Source organism: Leclercia adecarboxylata, assembly GCF_023639785.1.
GTDB classification, from domain to species: Bacteria; Pseudomonadota; Gammaproteobacteria; order Enterobacterales; family Enterobacteriaceae; genus Enterobacter; species Enterobacter adecarboxylatus_D.
In genome coordinates this window covers 761034-775187 of record NZ_CP098325.1, presented here as the reverse complement: position 1 = coordinate 775187, position 14154 = coordinate 761034, and the positions used below count along the sequence as shown (strand labels likewise).

Annotated in this window: 15 protein-coding genes; 10 read left to right on the top strand and 5 right to left on the bottom strand. The window is 56.1% G+C overall.

Annotated features, from left to right (window positions below; all coding sequences use genetic code 11):
- Positions 1–36: 36 nt before the first annotated feature.
- Positions 37–801, bottom strand: a complete 765-nt coding sequence (pdhR, locus tag NB069_RS03640) for a pyruvate dehydrogenase complex transcriptional repressor PdhR (RefSeq protein WP_039030352.1) — start codon at positions 799–801, stop codon at positions 37–39.
- Positions 802–1339: 538 nt separating this feature from the next.
- Here pdhR and aroP point away from each other — a divergent pair.
- The 3 genes from aroP (at position 1340) to NB069_RS03625 (ending at position 5224) form a co-directional block, all read left to right on the top strand.
- Entirely contained in the window at positions 1340–2710 is a 1371-nt protein-coding gene (aroP, locus tag NB069_RS03635; protein ID WP_250587828.1) for an aromatic amino acid transporter AroP, read from the top strand.
- 161 nt (positions 2711–2871) lie between these two features.
- Positions 2872–4263 (top strand): glycoside-pentoside-hexuronide (GPH):cation symporter, encoded by a 1392-nt coding sequence (locus tag NB069_RS03630; RefSeq protein WP_250587827.1) that lies wholly within the window; start codon positions 2872–2874, stop codon positions 4261–4263.
- A gap of 10 nt (positions 4264–4273) precedes the next feature.
- Complete coding sequence (locus tag NB069_RS03625) at positions 4274–5224, top strand: glycoside hydrolase family 43 protein (RefSeq protein WP_250587826.1); 951 nt, start codon at positions 4274–4276, stop codon at positions 5222–5224.
- Between the two features lie 18 nt (positions 5225–5242).
- On the opposite strand, the gene ampE is transcribed toward NB069_RS03625, so the two are convergent.
- Together ampE and ampD are read right to left on the bottom strand one after the other, a co-directional pair.
- Complete coding sequence (gene ampE, locus NB069_RS03620) at positions 5243–6097, bottom strand: beta-lactamase regulator AmpE (RefSeq protein ID WP_250587825.1); 855 nt, start codon at positions 6095–6097, stop codon at positions 5243–5245.
- Complete coding sequence (ampD, locus tag NB069_RS03615; RefSeq protein ID WP_250587824.1) at positions 6094–6657, bottom strand: 1,6-anhydro-N-acetylmuramyl-L-alanine amidase AmpD; 564 nt, start codon at positions 6655–6657, stop codon at positions 6094–6096. Before ampD ends, ampE begins: the two co-directional genes overlap by 4 nt.
- Positions 6658–6744: 87 nt before the next feature.
- Between ampD and nadC the strand changes: the two genes are divergently transcribed.
- The 4 genes from nadC to hofC all read left to right on the top strand — a co-directional run bounded on the left by nadC (position 6745) and on the right by hofC (position 10843).
- The gene (gene nadC, locus NB069_RS03610) at positions 6745–7638 is read left to right on the top strand and encodes a carboxylating nicotinate-nucleotide diphosphorylase (RefSeq protein WP_250587823.1); all 894 of its coding nucleotides are present in this window, start codon (positions 6745–6747) and stop codon (positions 7636–7638) included.
- Positions 7639–7822: 184 nt separating this feature from the next.
- Entirely contained in the window at positions 7823–8275 is a 453-nt protein-coding gene (gene ppdD / locus NB069_RS03605) for a prepilin peptidase-dependent pilin (protein ID WP_250587822.1), read from the top strand.
- Positions 8272–9657 carry a type II secretion system protein GspE gene (gspE, locus tag NB069_RS03600; RefSeq protein WP_250587821.1) on the top strand — a complete coding sequence of 462 codons (1386 nt, stop codon included), beginning with the start codon at positions 8272–8274 and terminating at the stop codon, positions 9655–9657. Before ppdD ends, gspE begins: the two co-directional genes overlap by 4 nt.
- Complete coding sequence (gene hofC, locus NB069_RS03595) at positions 9647–10843, top strand: protein transport protein HofC (protein WP_250587820.1); 1197 nt, start codon at positions 9647–9649, stop codon at positions 10841–10843. Before gspE ends, hofC begins: the two co-directional genes overlap by 11 nt.
- Before the next feature lie 31 nt (positions 10844–10874).
- On the opposite strand, the gene NB069_RS03590 is transcribed toward hofC, so the two are convergent.
- The gene (locus NB069_RS03590; protein ID WP_250587819.1) at positions 10875–11918 is read right to left on the bottom strand and encodes a GMP reductase; all 1044 of its coding nucleotides are present in this window, start codon (positions 11916–11918) and stop codon (positions 10875–10877) included.
- A 236-nt stretch (positions 11919–12154) separates the two neighbouring features.
- On the opposite strand from NB069_RS03590, the gene coaE reads away from it, so the two are divergent.
- The 3 genes from coaE to yacG are packed head-to-tail and all read left to right on the top strand — an operon-like array spanning position 12155 to position 13713.
- Entirely contained in the window at positions 12155–12766 is a 612-nt protein-coding gene (gene coaE / locus NB069_RS03585) for a dephospho-CoA kinase (RefSeq protein ID WP_250587818.1), read from the top strand.
- Positions 12766–13509, top strand: coding sequence for a cell division protein ZapD (gene zapD, locus NB069_RS03580; RefSeq protein ID WP_250587817.1), 744 nt, complete (start codon positions 12766–12768; stop codon positions 13507–13509). The genes coaE and zapD overlap by 1 nt, the downstream gene beginning before the upstream one ends.
- A gap of 9 nt (positions 13510–13518) precedes the next feature.
- Complete coding sequence (yacG, locus tag NB069_RS03575; protein ID WP_250587816.1) at positions 13519–13713, top strand: DNA gyrase inhibitor YacG; 195 nt, start codon at positions 13519–13521, stop codon at positions 13711–13713.
- A gap of 34 nt (positions 13714–13747) precedes the next feature.
- Here the strand turns inward: yacG and mutT are convergent, their stop codons facing one another.
- Positions 13748–14140 carry an 8-oxo-dGTP diphosphatase MutT gene (mutT, locus tag NB069_RS03570; RefSeq protein ID WP_250587815.1) on the bottom strand — a complete coding sequence of 131 codons (393 nt, stop codon included), beginning with the start codon at positions 14138–14140 and terminating at the stop codon, positions 13748–13750.
- Between the last annotated feature and the right edge of the window lie 14 nt (positions 14141–14154).

Sequence of the window (14154 nt, the reverse complement as noted above, 5' to 3'; positions counted from 1 at the left end):
TCTGCGTTTAGTTGCCGCGCTCTAAAAAACTGGCGCTTAATCCTTTCGTTGCTGTATGCGGCGTAATGAACGTTCGCGTCGCGACTGTTCACGGCTGCGGTCCAGCAAGATTTCCTCAATGAAAGCCAGGTGACGGTGCGACGCTTCACGCGCCTGCTCCGGCTCCCCGGCCATTATCGCCTCGAAGATTCGGGTGCGATGGTTGCTGACCAGCGGAAGCATCTCCCGGCGGGCATACAACAATTCAAAATTCTGACGAACGTTTTGGGCGAGCATTGGCTCCATGCAGCGTAGCAGATGGAGTAGCACCACGTTGTGGGCAGCTTCGGTGACGGCAATTTGATACTGGACAACGGCGTCGGATTCGGCATCTAAATCGCCGGATTCCTGGGCCCGTTCGATGGCCTGATGCAGCTCGCGGATACGCTCGCGATCGGCATCATTGCTGCGCAGCGCCGCGTAGTAAGCCGCGATGCCTTCAAGCGCGTGACGGGTCTCAAGCAGATCAAACTGGGATTCTGGGTGGTCGGAGAGCAGCTCCACTAACGGGTCGCTGAAACTCTGCCACAGGCTGTTTTGCACAAAGGTTCCGCCCCCCTGGCGACGAAGCAGCAGGCCCTTGGCTTCGAGGCGTTGGATCGCCTCACGCAGCGAGGGACGGGAAACGTCGAACTGTTTAGCCAGTTCGCGTTCAGGTGGCAGTTTTTCACCGGGGCGCAGGGTCCCCTCAAGGATCAAAAACTCCAGCTGCTGCTCAATCACATCGGATAATTTTGGTTGGCGAATTTTGCTGTAGGCCATATTCCCTGTCTTGCGCCTTTTTGCCCGGAGTCAATTGGTCTTACCAATTTCATGTTCGTATCGCTAAAGTAACAAAGTATTCACCTTGTGTCCATATTGGTTTTGATTGAAATCATTAAACCCCGCTTATTTTAACAACCTTACAGAAATAACGTTTCAAAAATGTAACTCTGCACAAATGAATTCATTACCCCGAAAGAGGCAGTTTTAACTTTAATGAAACGGTGGAAAGTGCGATCTGAACCGATTTAGCGGAGTAAAAAATGAAAATCTGCCCACTTATGGCGCATTTTTATTCTATAGGTTGATAAAGGGACTTAAACGGGACGATTTACAAATGCTTTCTTTTTATTCGAACTCGCTTTCTCCTCGCATAAAGCAGGTGCATTCGCTGTCGCTTACCACTATTCTTCCGATTACGGAAGACACATCCGTTTATTTCAGTCAATTGAACCGTAAACTTATAAATACATGAAATGGAATTTCATAATTACACACGCCCGAGCGTGAACATAACAACCACACACGAGGTTTTATAATGGAAGGTCAACAGCACAGCGATCAGCTAAAGCGCGGCCTCAAAAACCGCCATATACAGCTTATTGCTCTTGGTGGCGCTATTGGTACGGGCCTGTTCCTGGGTAGCGCATCGGTAATTCAATCCGCCGGCCCGGGTATTATTCTGGGCTACGCCATTGCCGGTTTTATTGCATTCCTTATTATGCGTCAGTTGGGTGAAATGGTGGTCGAAGAGCCGGTAGCCGGTTCCTTCAGTCATTTTGCTTACAAATACTGGGGCAGCTTTGCCGGTTTCGCGTCCGGCTGGAACTACTGGGTGCTGTATGTCCTCGTCGCGATGGCGGAGCTGACCGCAGTCGGTAAATACATCCAGTTCTGGTGGCCTGAAATCCCTACCTGGGCCTCAGCGGCGGTCTTCTTTGTGGTGATCAACGCCATTAACCTGACCAACGTGAAAGTGTTCGGGGAGATGGAGTTCTGGTTCGCCATTATTAAAGTTATCGCGGTTGTGGCGATGATCCTGTTCGGCGGCTGGCTGCTGTTCAGCGGCAACGGCGGGCCGCAGGCAAGCGTCAGCAACCTCTGGGATCAGGGCGGCTTCCTGCCTCATGGCATGACCGGGCTGGTGATGATGATGGCGATCATCATGTTCTCCTTCGGCGGTCTGGAGCTGGTGGGTATCACCGCTGCGGAAGCTGACAATCCGGAGCAGAGCATCCCGAAAGCCACTAACCAGGTTATCTACCGTATTCTGATCTTCTATGTGGGCTCGCTGGCGGTGCTGCTCTCCCTGCTGCCGTGGACCCGCGTTACCGCTGATACCAGCCCGTTTGTCCTGATCTTCCACGAGCTGGGCGACACCTTCGTGGCGAACGCGCTGAACGTGGTGGTTCTGACCGCGGCCCTGTCGGTCTATAACAGCTGCGTTTACTGTAACAGCCGTATGCTCTTCGGCCTGGCCCAGCAGGGTAACGCCCCGAAAGCGCTGCTCAACGTCGATAAGCGCGGCGTGCCGGTGAACACCATTATCGTTTCGGCTGTGGTCACCGCGCTGTGCGTGCTGATCAACTACCTGGCACCGGAATCCGCCTTCGGCCTGCTGATGGCGCTGGTGGTCTCTGCCCTGGTCATCAACTGGGCGATGATTAGCCTGGCGCACATGAAATTCCGTCGTGCTAAACAGCAGCAGGGCGTGAAAACCCGCTTCCCTGCCCTGCTCTACCCGCTGGGTAACTGGGTTTGCCTGCTGTTCATGGCGGCCGTCCTGATTATCATGCTGATGACCCCTGGCATGGCCATTTCGGTCTACCTGATCCCGGTCTGGATTGTGATCCTCGGGGTGGGCTACATGTGTAAACAGAAAAATGCCAAAACGGTAAAAGCGCACTAATCTCCTCCCCTCTGCACCTTTACCGGGTGCAGAGGGCTGTTACCTTCCTCACACTTTCCTCCCTACAGCAATTTTATCCATATCACCGACGTTATACTGCAACGCATATTTTGCTTTGCCAGCGAATAATTCTCTCCATACCGTTACTCGGAGAAACGTCGATGGATAACAATAAACTGTCAGTAAAAGAAAAGATCGGCTATGGGATGGGTGATGCCGGGTGCAACATCATCTTTGGCGCCATCATGTTGTTTGTGAACTATTTTTATACGGATATTTTCGGCCTGGCACCGGCCCTGGTGGGCGTGCTGCTGCTCTCGGTACGCGTCATCGATGCCGTTACCGACCCCATTATGGGTGCCATTGCCGACCGTACCCGCAGTAAGTATGGGCGATTTCGTCCATGGCTGCTGTGGATCGCTTTCCCTTATGCGCTGTTCAGTATCCTGATGTTTACCACCCCGGACTGGACCTACAACAGCAAAGTTATCTATGCCTTTGTTACCTACTTCCTGCTTTCTCTGACCTATACGGCCATTAACATTCCCTACTGCTCGCTGGGCGGGGTTATTACCAACGATCCGAAAGAGCGCGTTGCCTGCCAGTCCTATCGCTTTGTGCTGGTGGGTATTGCCACCCTGCTGCTGTCGCTGACCCTGCTGCCGATGGCCGACTGGTTCGGTGGTGAGGATAAAGCCAAAGGCTATCAGATGGCCATGACCGTGCTGGCGCTGATTGGCACCTGCATGTTCCTGTTCAGCTTCTCTACGGTGCGCGAGCGTGTGCAACCGGCGGTGCACACCAATGACGAACTGAAAAACGATCTCAAAGACGTCTGGAAGAACGACCAGTGGGTGCGCATTCTGCTGCTCACCCTGTGCAACGTCTGCCCGGGCTTTATCCGCATGGCGGCCACCATGTACTACGTCACCTGGGTAATGGGCCAGAGCACCCACTTCGCCACCCTGTTTATCAGCCTGGGCGTAGTAGGCATGATGCTGGGCAGCGTGCTGGCAAAAGTGCTGACCGACCGCTGGTGTAAGCTTAAGGTCTTCTTCTGGACCAACATCGTGCTGGCGATCTTCTCCTGCGCCTTCTATTTCTTCGATCCAAAAGCCACCGTGACCATTGTGGTGCTCTACTTCCTGCTGAACATCCTGCACCAGATCCCGTCTCCGCTGCACTGGTCCCTGATGGCCGACGTGGATGACTACGGCGAATGGAAAACAGGCAAACGCATCACCGGGATCAGCTTCTCCGGCAATATCTTCTTCCTGAAACTGGGTCTGGCGATTGCCGGGGCAATGGTGGGCTTCCTGCTCTCCTGGTACGGTTACGATGCGGGCGCAAAAGCGCAAAGCGCGGACGCCATCAACGGCATCGTCCTGCTCTTTACCGTGATCCCAGGCGTCGGATACCTCATCACCGCAGGGGTGGTACGTCTGCTGAAAGTGGACCGCGAAACCATGAAGCAGATCCAGTCGGACCTGGAGAAGCGCCGGAACAACTATCGCGAGCTGAAAGACTATCAGGAACTTAAAGCCGCTGAATAAGGAGAGCCGAATGCAAACCTGGCCAAACCCGTTTATTGAACAACGTGCCGACCCGTACATTCTTCGCCATGAAGGAGAGTACTACTTTATTGCCTCGGTGCCGGAGTATGACCGGCTGGAGATTCGCCGCGCCGACTCGCTGGAAGGACTGCGCAGCGCTGAAGAGGTGGTGGTGTGGCGCAAGCCCGAAACGGGCCCGATGAGCCAGTTGATCTGGGCGCCGGAACTGCACCACATTGACGGCAAATGGTACATCTACTTTGCCGCTACCCATACCCAGGCGCTGGACAAGCTCGGTATGTTCCAGCACCGGATGTTTGCCCTGGAGTGTAGCGACAGCGATCCGCTCACCGGTACATGGGTAGAGAAAGGGCAAATCACGACCCCGTTCGACACCTTTGCGCTGGATGCCACCACCTTTGTGCATCAGGGTAAACGCTGGTATCTCTGGGCGCAAAAAGCCCCGGATATTGCCGGTAACTCGAACCTTTATCTGTGCGAAATGGAAAACCCGTGGACGCTCAAAGGCGAACCGGTGATGCTCAGCAAACCGGAATATGACTGGGAGTGCCGCGGGTTCTGGGTCAATGAAGGCCCGGCGGTTCTGTTCCACGATGACCGACTGTTTATCAGCTATTCAGCCAGCGCCACCGATGAAAACTACTGCATGGGGCTGCTGTGGATCGACCTCAATGCCGACCCACGCAACCCGGCGAACTGGCATAAATCTCCGCAGCCGGTGTTCACCACCAGCTACGAGAACCGCCAGTACGGGCCAGGGCACAACAGCTTTACCCAAACGGCGGACGGTGAAGACGTGCTGGTTTACCACGCCCGCAACTATACCGAGATCGAAGGCAATCCGCTGTACGATCCGAACCGCCACACCCGCCTGAAAACCGTTGTCTGGAAAGAAAACGGGATGCCCGATTTCGGCATCCCGTCAGCAGATACGGTCTGAGGCCTGCGGCACGCTGGTTTAGATCAGCGTGCCGTAAATGGTCAGCAGCGCCACAATCACTACCACCACAAAAGAGGTTTTCTTGGCCATCGAAACGGCCGCTTTAGGCGTTTCAACTTTATCCGTATGCGGCTCACGCGCCAGGGAGAACTGCGCCAGACGCGTTAATACCAGGTATTGCGAGGTATGGCGATCCCCCAGCGAAGCGAACCACGCCGGCAGCGCTTTCTCGCCGTGGCCGATCAGGGCATATACCACGCCGAACAGCCGCACCGGCAGCCAGTCCACCACGTGCAGAATGGCGTCGATGCCGGACTGCAAACGCTCATGCGGGGTCAGATAACGTGCCAGCCAGCTCTGCCAGGCGCGTAAAAATGCATAACCCATCAGCAGAACCGGGCCCCAGGCGCCCCCCACCACAAACCAGAACAGCGGTGCCAGATAAAAGCGGAAGTTAATCCACAACAGCGCATTTTGCAGTTCACGTAAAAACTCGCGTTCATCGCACTCCGGCGGAATGCCGTGGATCAGCGTCAGCTCGCTGGCCATCGCCCTACGGGCATGCGCATCGTTATTCGTGGCAGCTTTCAGATATGCATGGTAATGCAGACGGACCTTACCGGCGCCAATGCAGAGCACGCCGAGGAGGATCCACACCACCAGCAGCGGCACGTTGAAGAACAGGCCATACAGCGAGCGCAGCAGCAGGAATACAACGACCATCACCCCCGCCGTCATCAGCAGCGTGCGGATCATGGAGAAGTGGCGGATGCGACGAAACAGCACTTCCATCCGGTGGTCCAGATACCAGTGTTCGCCCAGCTTAAACAAACGCTCAGCAATCATCACCAGCAGCATGGTAAATAACGTCATGTCATCTCCTTTTCTGACAGGGCGGTAAGCAAAGTTTTAAATCGTTCCCAGTCAAACGCCGGGCCGGGATCGGTCTTGCGCTGCGGCGCAATATCGCTGTGCCCGGTCATGTTGCGGGCGATAGCCGGATAGCGCGAGATCAGCGTGTGCGTCACCGCGGCCAGCTGCTCGTACTGCGCGTCTGTGTAGGGCAGCGTGTCTGTTCCTTCCAGCTCAATGCCGATTGAAAAATCATTGCAGCGCTCACGCCCCTGATACTGAGACACACCCGCATGCCAGGCACGTTTATCGAAAGGAACATACTGGACGATCTCGCCGTCACGACGAATCAGACAGTGGGCAGAAACGCGCAGGTGAGCGATTTCTGCGAAGAAGGGGTGAGCATCAGGATCAATTGTCCCGGTAAATAATGCGTCAATCCACGGGCCGCCAAACTCGCCGGGCGGCAGGCTGATGTTATGCACAACCAGCAGCGACGGAATTTCATCTTCCGGGCGGCAATCGTGGTGTGGCGAAGGAACGCGCCGCACATCTGCCAGCCAGCCATGTTCTGAGTGCATGCAGGATCTCCTTATATATGGTGCTGATTCCCGGTTCAGAGTAGCATGTTTCAATCTGATGATTCGTTACCAATTTGGAGTTTTAACATGCCGCCTCGCCGCTACAACCCCGACCACAGACGTAACGTACTGCTGGAACGTATAAATATGGATATTCCGGCAAGCGTCGCCAACGCGCTGCGCGAAGATCTGGGTGGAGACGTCAACGCTGACAACGATATTACGGCCCAGTTGCTGGCGGAAGATGCCCGTTCGCATGCCGTCGTCATCACCCGTGAGGACGGTGTTTTCTGTGGTAAACGTTGGGTGGAAGAGGTCTTCACGCAACTGGCCGGGGACCGGGTTCAGGTGACGTGGCATGTTGAAGACGGCGACAGCATCAGCGCTAACCAGCCGCTGTTTGAACTGGAGGGGCCTTCACGCGTCCTGCTCACCGGTGAACGCACCGCGCTGAATTTTGTCCAGACGCTCTCCGGAGTGGCAAGCGAAGTGCGCAGCTATGTCGATCTGCTTGAAGGCACTCACACCCAGCTGCTGGATACGCGTAAAACCTTGCCGGGCCTGCGCACCGCGCTGAAATATGCCGTGCTGTGCGGCGGGGGTGCCAACCACCGTCTGGGGCTGTCCGATGCATTCCTGATCAAAGAGAACCACATTATTGCCTCCGGCTCCGTTCGCCAGGCGGTGGAAAAAGCCTTCTGGCTGCATCCGGATGTGCCCGTCGAAGTGGAAGTGGAGAGCCTGCAGGAGCTGGAGGACGCGCTGAAAGCCGGTGCCGACATCATCATGCTGGATAACTTCGAAACTGAGCAGATGCGTGAAGCCGTGAAACGCACCAACGGCCAGGCCCGCCTGGAGGTGTCAGGCAACGTGACGCGTGAAACCTTACGCGAGTTCGCCGAAACCGGCGTCGATTTCATCTCCGTTGGCGCGCTGACCAAACACATTCGCGCCCTCGACCTGTCGATGCGCTTTCGCTAAGTGACATCAAGCCCGGTCAGCACCGGCCGGGCTTGCCAGATTTACGACCACTCTCGCAGGCCCACTGCACCTCGCTGAAACGCCAGCACAACTCGCTGAATCCCGCTTCACGAAACGTTTTTTGCCGCTCGCCCCTGATTGGCCTGGCTGTCACAGTAGCGCCAGTTCAAACAAGGAGCGAATCATGGAAAGACAAAAAGGTTTTACCCTCATCGAATTAATGGTTGTCATTGGCATCGTTGCTATTCTGAGTGCCATCGGCATTCCGGCCTATCAGAACTACCTGCGAAAAGCCGCCCTCACCGATATGCTGCAAACCTTCCTCCCCTACCGTACCGCCGTGGAACTCTGCGCCCTGGATCATGGCGGGACAGATAGCTGCGACGCAGGCGTGAACGGCGTCCCCTCCCCCGCGACATCCCGCTATGTCTCAGGCATGAGCATCGCCAAAGGCGCTGTCACCCTGACAGGCCAGGAGAGCCTGAACGGCCTGGAGGTGGTCATGACGCCGCAGTGGGATAACGGCAACGGCATCACCGGCTGGAAACGCGTCTGTACCATTGCCGCAGACAGCGCCCTGAAGCAGGCCTGTGAAGAGGTGTTCCGCTTTACAGCCGGTGAGGAGAGCGAGCAATGAATCCCGATCGGTTAATGGCGCTGTGTCAGCGTCATAACGCCCAATTGCTGAACCACGATCCGGACAGGATCACCATCGCGGTTGTCGGCGATCCGCCGTCTGAGCTGCTGGAGGCGTTACGTTTCGCCACGCAGAAAAGGATTGATATCGAATGCTGGACCAGCGAGAGAATGGAAAAGCACCGGCAAACTGCGTCGGAATCGCATCTGCCCGCAGTCGCCAGCACAACGAGCTCCGCCATTGAGATCCTTAACCGTACCCTGATGCAGGCGATGAGCCAGCGGGCCTCTGATATCCACATCGAGCCCGCCGACGAGAACTGGCAGATACGGTTACGCATCGACGGCGTGCTCTATCCGCAACAGCCCCTTTCATCCGAGCTGGGCACAACGCTTATCGCCCGGCTGAAGGTGCTGGGCAACCTGGATATCGCCGAGCGGCGCTTACCCCAGGATGGGCAGTTTACGGTTGAAATTTCAGGGGCTCCCGTCTCGTTTCGTATTGCCACGCTACCCTGTCGCAGCGGAGAAAAAATTGTCCTGCGCCTTCTGCAGCAGGAGCAACAGGCGCTCCTGCTCGATCAGCTGGGCATGAGCACAGTCCAGCAGCGTTTATTTGCCGGGGCGCTGCATAAATCTCAGGGGCTGATTCTGGTGACCGGGCCCACCGGCAGCGGCAAAACCGTCACCCTGTACAGCGCGTTGCAGGCCCGCAACACACCCGCAGTGAATATCTGCAGCGTAGAAGATCCTGTCGAAATCCCGCTTGATGGGTTAAACCAGACCCCCATCAATCCCCGGGCGGGGTTAACGTTCCAGAGCGTGCTGCGCGCGCTATTGCGTCAGGATCCCGACATCATCATGGTGGGCGAAATACGCGATGGCGAAACGGCGGAGATCGCCATCAACGCCGCGCAGACCGGTCATCTGGTGCTGTCGACCCTGCATACCAACTCCACTGCCGAAACGCTGGTGCGCCTGCAGCAGATGGGTGTGGCGCGCTGGATGATCTCCTCGGCGTTGTCTCTGGTGATTGCCCAGCGGCTGGTGCGTCGGCTGTGCCCGCACTGCCGCCAGGAGGTACGCCGGGATAAGCCGCTCCCCCAGGCGCTGTGGCCTCGCCCCCTGCCGCACTGGCAGCCGGTGGGTTGCGACCGCTGCTATCACGGTTTTTATGGCCGGGTGGCAATCTTTGAAGTGATGATGATTACCCGCGAACTCCGCTCGGCCATCGCCGGCGGAGCACAGGTGGAGGAGATCGAAAAACTGGCCCGACAGACGGGCATGGTGACGCTTTTCGAACATGGCTGCATGGCGGTAGAACAGGGCCACACCACTCTCGAAGAGGTGGTGCAGATGCTGGGTGCCCCGGATGGCAGATAATCAGCTCTGGCGCTGGCGGGCTCTCGGCCCACAAGGGGAGCGCCAGGCGGGCGCGCTTTGGGCTCCCGACAAACACACGGCATGGACTCTCCTGCAAAGCAAAGAGCTTGTTCCCCTTGAGCTCAGACGATGCGCGCAGCAGCGTCGCTGGCAGGCGCAGCATCGCTACGAGGTTATCCACCAACTGGCGACGCTGCTGCAGGCGGGCTTAACGCTGTCAGCTGGGCTGGCGCTTCTGGCACAGCAGCATCCGGTCCGGCAATGGCAGGCGTTGTTGCAAAGCATCGCCGATGACCTGAGCGCGGGTTGCGCCTTCTCTGACGCCCTGAAAAAGTGGCCGCACATCTTCCCGCCGCTTTATGTATCGATGATTAAAACCGGGGAGCTAACCGGCAAACTGGACGAATGCTGTCGTCAGCTGGCACATCAGCAAAAAACGCAGCAGCAGCTCAGCGCAAAGGTAAGAAAAGCGCTGCGTTATCCGGTGATTATTCTCGGTCTGGCTGTCGCCGTGGTGCTGGCGATGGTGACGCTGGTGTTGCCAGAGTTTGCTGCGATCTACAAAACCTTTAACACCCCACTGCCTGCCCTGACCCGGGCAGTTATGGGGCTGGCAGATGCGCTCCAGGAACAGGGCGCGGTACTGCTGTTAAGCCTGCTGGCCATAATATCGGGCCTGCTGCTGCTTCGGCGTAAACGACGATGGCAGTACGCTACCCAGCGTCTGCTGCTGACCAGCCCGGTGACTGGCCCGCTGGTGCGGGGGCAAAAGCTCAGCCAGATCTTTACCGTTCTGTCGCTCACGCAACAGTCGGGCATCGCCTTTATACAGGGGCTGGAAAGTACGGAGGAGACGCTGGAGTGTCCTTTCTGGCGGGAGAAATTACAGACGATCCGGCATCACATCATGCAGGGTATGCCCATCTGGTCAGCCCTGAACGACGCCGCCATTTTTACGCCACTCTGCATTCAACTGGTACGCACAGGCGAAGCATCGGGTGCGCTGGACATCATGCTGAGCAATCTGGCGCGGCATCATAATGAGCAAACTTTTCAGCAGGCCGACAATCTTGCTTCGCTGCTGGAGCCATTACTGTTGATTGTGACAGGACTGATTATCGGCACGCTGGTGGTGGCGATGTATCTGCCGATTTTCCATCTGGGGGATGCGATGAGTGCGGGATAACGCTGGCGCGAAGACGCGCCAGCGAGAGGCATTACAGGCTGTTGAAAACGCGGTTCTCTTGTTCCTGAACGCGAATAAAGGTCGTGCGCTTGGTCAGCTCTTTCAGGCGGGATGCCCCCACATAAGTACATGCGGAACGCAGGCCCCCCAGGATGTCACGCGCGGTATTCTCCACCGGGCCGCGCAGAGGCAGCTTAACGGTTTTACCTTCAGCGGCACGATACTGCGCAACCCCACCCACGTGGCGGTTCATCGCAGATTCAGAGCTCATGCCGTAGAACAGCATGAATTTTTCACCATTTTCGTCAACCACGGTACCGCCGCTCTCTTCATGACCCGCCAGCATACCACCCAGCATCACGAAGTCTGCGCCGCCGCCGAAGGCTTTCGCCACGTCGCCCGGCATGGTGCATCCGCCGTCGCTGATGATCTGGCCACCAAGACCGTGGGCAGCATCGGCACACTCGATCACGGCTGACAGCTGCGGATAGCCAACGCCGGTTTTAACGCGCGTAGTACAAACGGAACCCGGGCCAATGCCCACTTTCACGATATCTGCGCCGGACAGAATCAGCTCTTCACACATTTCACCGGTAACCACGTTACCCGCAATAATGGTTTTGGTCGGCCAGGCCTGACGCGCCTTGCTGACGAACTGAACGAAGTGCTCGGAGTAACCATTCGCAACATCAATACAAATGAAGTTCAGGTTTGGGTTAGCAATCAGGATCTGTTTCGTTTTTTCGAAATCGGCATCAGAGGTGCCGGTGGAAACCATCACGTGCTTCAGCACGTTTTCAGATACGGAGCCGGCAAACGTATTCCACTCTTCAACGCTGTAGTGCTTGTGCACGGCGGTCAGAATGTCGAAAGAAGCCAGCGCTTTTGCCATGGCAAAGGTCCCGACGGTATCCATGTTCGCGGCGATTACAGGTACGCCTGACCAGGTCTGACCGGAATGCTTAAAGGTGAATTGACGTTCAAGTTCAACGTCGGAGCGACTTTTCAGAGTAGAACGTTTAGGGCGGATAAGAACGTCTTTGAAACCTAACTTCAGATCTTCTTCGATACGCATTTGCGGATTCCTGGGGTACTGGGGTAAATGTCGAAAAAACGTAACACACAACTCCAGTGACGCTATCATACGCACTAATACCTGTTGCGCAAGACTGCGAAAATCACTTTTTTTACGCTACAATCCTATAAATTTACCTGGTAAAAAGTACGTAAGCAGAGCTTAATCTTTGCTGATAAAAGATTAAATCTTAAGCAATTGATATCAATAATGAATATTTCCCAGGATTTGGTTTAATGGGGTACATCGTTGCACTAACGGGAGGCATTGGCAGTGGTAAAAGCACTGTGGCAGAAGCCTTCTCTCGTCTGGGCGTCACAATAATTGATGCCGACATCCTTGCCCGCCAGGTGGTAGAGCCGGGTACACCTGCACTACGCGCTATCGCAGAACATTTCGGCAACGATATGATCGAGCCTGACGGCGCCCTTAATCGCCGGAAGCTTCGCGACCGCATTTTCGCCCATCCTGAAGAGAAATCCTGGCTTAATGCCCTGCTTCACCCGCTGATTCAGCAGGAGACGCAGAAGCAGATAGCGCAAGCGACGTCGCCCTACGTACTCTGGGTTGTACCGCTTCTTGTGGAAAATAATCTCCATGACAAAGCGGATCGGATCCTGGTGGTTGACGTCTCTCCGGCGACACAAATTCAGCGCACCATTGCCCGCGATAACGTCGGGCGTGAACATGCGGAACAAATCCTTGCTGCGCAGGCCACGCGTGAAGCGCGTCTGGCCGTCGCGGATGATGTTATTGATAATAACGGCGCACCGGATGCCATTGCATCGGATGTGGCTCGCCTGCATCAGCAGTACCTGGCGCAGGCCGTTTTACAGGAAAAAGCCTAATGCACACCCACGTTCTTTTTGAGCATCCCCTCAATGAAAAAATGCGCACCTGGCTGCGCATTGAGTTTTTAATTCAGCAGCTTTCAAGCCTGCTTCCGGTTCATGACCACACCACGGCGCTGCATTTTTTCCGTAACGTGGGCGATCTGCTGGATGTGTTAGAGCGTGGCGAAGTCCGCACCGAATTACTCAAAGAGCTGGAGCGTCAGCAGCGTAAATTGCAGGCCTGGGCAGAAGTCCCGGGCGTGGATAACAGCCGCATCGACAGTCTGCGCCAGCAGCTGAAAAGCAGCAGCGGAGTGTTAATGGCGGCTCCCCGTATCGGCCAGTTTCTGCGGGAAGACCGTCTGGTGGCGCTGGTGCGTCAGCGTCTGAGCATTCCCGGCGGCTGCTGCAGCTTCGATTTACCCACCCTGCATATCTGGCTGCATATGCCTCAGGAGCAGCGCGATATCCAGGTACAAAACTGGCTGGTAAGCCTTGAGCCACTGAACCAGGCGTTATCGTTAATCCTTGACCTGATCCGGAATTCCGCGCCGTTCCGCAAGCAAACCAGCCTGAACGGTTTCTATCAGGACAATGGGGAAGATGCCGACCTGCTGCGTCTGCAGTTGCCTCTTGCCGCTCAGCTTTATCCGCAAATTTCAGGTCATAAAAGCCGCTTTGCGATTCGTTTCATGCCGCTCGACAGTGAACATGGCCTGGTGCCGGAACGCCTCGATTTTGAACTGGCGTGTTGTTAAGGAGTTAAGATGTCTGATGTAACTACCGTAAACTGCCCCACCTGTGGGAAGCCCGTTGTCTGGGGCGAGCAGAGCCCGTTTCGTCCTTTTTGCAGCAAGCGTTGCCAGCTGATCGATCTGGGTGAGTGGGCCGCGGAAGAGAAACGCATTCCAAGCGCAGGCGATCTCTCTGACAGCGATGACTGGAGTGAAAACCAGCAGTAACGCTTAATGCCTGCTGGCGCTTTGCCCGGCAGGCTTACAGAACGCCGACTAAACGGGCGATAACAGGCGCATTTGCCGGTGGGAATTTATCGGCATCCAGCGCGTTCAGCGTCACCCAGTTTCCAGGCTGTCCCTCTTTGCCCCAGGGCTCCCCCTCCCAGTTTTCGACCAGCCAGAACCACAGCGTGATGTGACGGTCAGGAAAGGTATATTCCAGTTTGTCGAACAGCGTCGCCCCGAGCGGAATGATCCCTACCTCTTCCTGAAGCTCGCGGGTTAGCGCCTGTTCTGGCGTCTCGCCAGATTCGATCTTGCCGCCTGGAAACTCCCACTTATTTGCCATGTGCGCATCCGCTGCACGCTGGGTAATAAAGATCTGGTTATCGGCATTGCGAATGATCCCGACAGCGATTTGCAGTATTTTCATTATCTTACGTCCAT